Origin of the sequence: Streptosporangium vulgare (assembly GCF_042428775.1) — a bacterium.
In the GTDB taxonomy this organism is placed as follows: Bacteria; Actinomycetota; Actinomycetes; order Streptosporangiales; family Streptosporangiaceae; genus Streptosporangium; species Streptosporangium vulgare.
Map to the genome: position 1 here is coordinate 1 of NZ_JBHMBS010000093.1, position 1,854 is coordinate 1,854.

1 protein-coding gene is annotated in these 1,854 nt (G+C 68.0%); it reads left to right on the forward strand.

Going from position 1 to position 1,854, the window contains the following annotated elements; translation table 11 throughout:
- Positions 1 to 311 precede the first annotated feature (311 nt).
- Positions 312 to 1,664, forward strand: coding sequence for a PLL family lectin (locus ACFFRH_RS44080; RefSeq protein WP_344745915.1), 1,353 nt, complete (start codon positions 312 to 314; stop codon positions 1,662 to 1,664).
- The last annotated feature ends 190 nt before the right edge of the window (positions 1,665 to 1,854 follow it).

Sequence of the window (1,854 nt, forward strand, 5' to 3'; positions counted from 1 at the left end):
TTGGACTTCCGGCCGAAGCCACGGGGACCCCGACACACGCCCGCCGGAGGCGTCCTGATTGAAGCCGAACCCTGGCCTGTTCACGCTGCCCCGACCCCGTCACGACACAGACAAGCCGCTGCCGACGTCGGACCGGACGGCGGAGGCCCAGCGGCCTGCGACCACGTATCCAACCGGTCCGAGACGGTCCGTTGTGCCCGTGGCCGCATCCGGCCACCCGCACGCCCTTGCCGGTAGTGGGACACGGCCGGATACTCAAGGCCGCTGACGAGCTTCACGGCGGATCCTCCTACGGAATGGGACGTGATCGCATGCCCGACGAAAGCACCAGCCAGGACCAGGCCAGAGCCGAGGCCGACGCCCTCGCCGCCTGGCAGGCCATCCCGTACTCCGTCTCCCCCCAGGAGGCGCGGCGGATCTCCCGGGAGTATCTGGACAAGGCCCACAGGGAATTCGAGGAGCAGACCAGCCGGCTTTCCCAAGCCGACCAAGACAGGACTCGCCAGATCGAGGCGCAGCTGAACGCCAACGGTATGCAGGTGTACGCCAACGCGAGATGGTGGGGCTTTGAGATCGTCCTCAACGCCGCAGCCGCCCAAGCCGCCGCCGAGATCTCGGAGCTGGTGGGGGAGATCGTGGCCAGGGCCATCCGTCCCAGGGTGCTCGGCCGGTTGATCGAGCTCTCCTTCGAGATCCGTTCTCTTATCATCCAGATCGTCGGCAGGGACCACGGTTGTCGGCTGGTGTCGCCCTGGTTCGCCCCGGGGATGCTCCTGCCCATCTCGCTGGCCCCCAGGCAGGACACCTCGCTGTGGTGGACGACCATGAACACCTCCCACAACTGGAGCGAGAACGAGAGGTTCCCCGGCCACCTGTCCAGGTCCAATCCGGCGCTGGCGGAGTTTCGCGGCCGGCTGTACGCCGTGCACCGCGGGGACCGGGACGAATCGCTCTGGTGGACCGCCTACGACCCCGGCAGCAATGAGGGCTGGAGCGACAATGTCGCCTTCCCCGCCCATCGCAGCGCCGACGGCCCTGCTCTGGCCGTTTACAACAACTTCCTGTACTGCGTGCACCGCGGCGGCGGCAACGACAGGAGACTGTGGTGGACCCGCTTCGACGGCAACCGCTGGAGCCCCGACACCCGCATGAACGGCGCGTCCAGCCGAGGCCCGGCCCTGGCGACCTTCAACGGCATGCTGTACTGCGCTTACCGGGACGCCAACAGCGATCAGATGTGGTGGACCCGCTTCAACGGCACCAGCTGGAGCAACGACCAGCCGTTCGGCAGCCACTTCACGGCCTCCAACCCCGCTCTGGCCGTCTACGCCGGCGTGCTGTATTGCGTGTTCCGCGGCGGCGGCTCTGACCACTTCCTGTGGTGGACCAGTTTCGACGGCACGCGCTGGAGCGCCGCCCGTCGGCTGCCCGCCCACCGGAGTGCGGAGGGCCCTGCCCTGGCCGTCTTCAACAACAGGCTGTACTGCGTGCACCGTGGCTCCGGCGACCAGAGCCTGTGGTGGACCAGCTTCAACTCAGCCGACTGGAGCCCCGACATCCGGCTGCCCGGTCACCTGAGCGCTCAAGGCCCCGCCATCGTCTCCTACCGCGAACCCTACGGCACCGAAGACCAGCTCTTCTGCGTCCACCGCGGTCATGGGTAGAAGCCGCCACTGCCGCCCGCGAAAAGGCGTGTTGCGCGTTCTTCGCCTTCCACGTCACCAGCGACGGCGAGCAGGTGATCTGGGACTGCGCCGTCAGCGACAACGACGCCGCACGCGCCCTGCTGGAGGAGTGCTACCTCCTGCCCGACACCGCAGACCGGGGTCTCCGTGGCTTCGGCCGGAAGTCCAG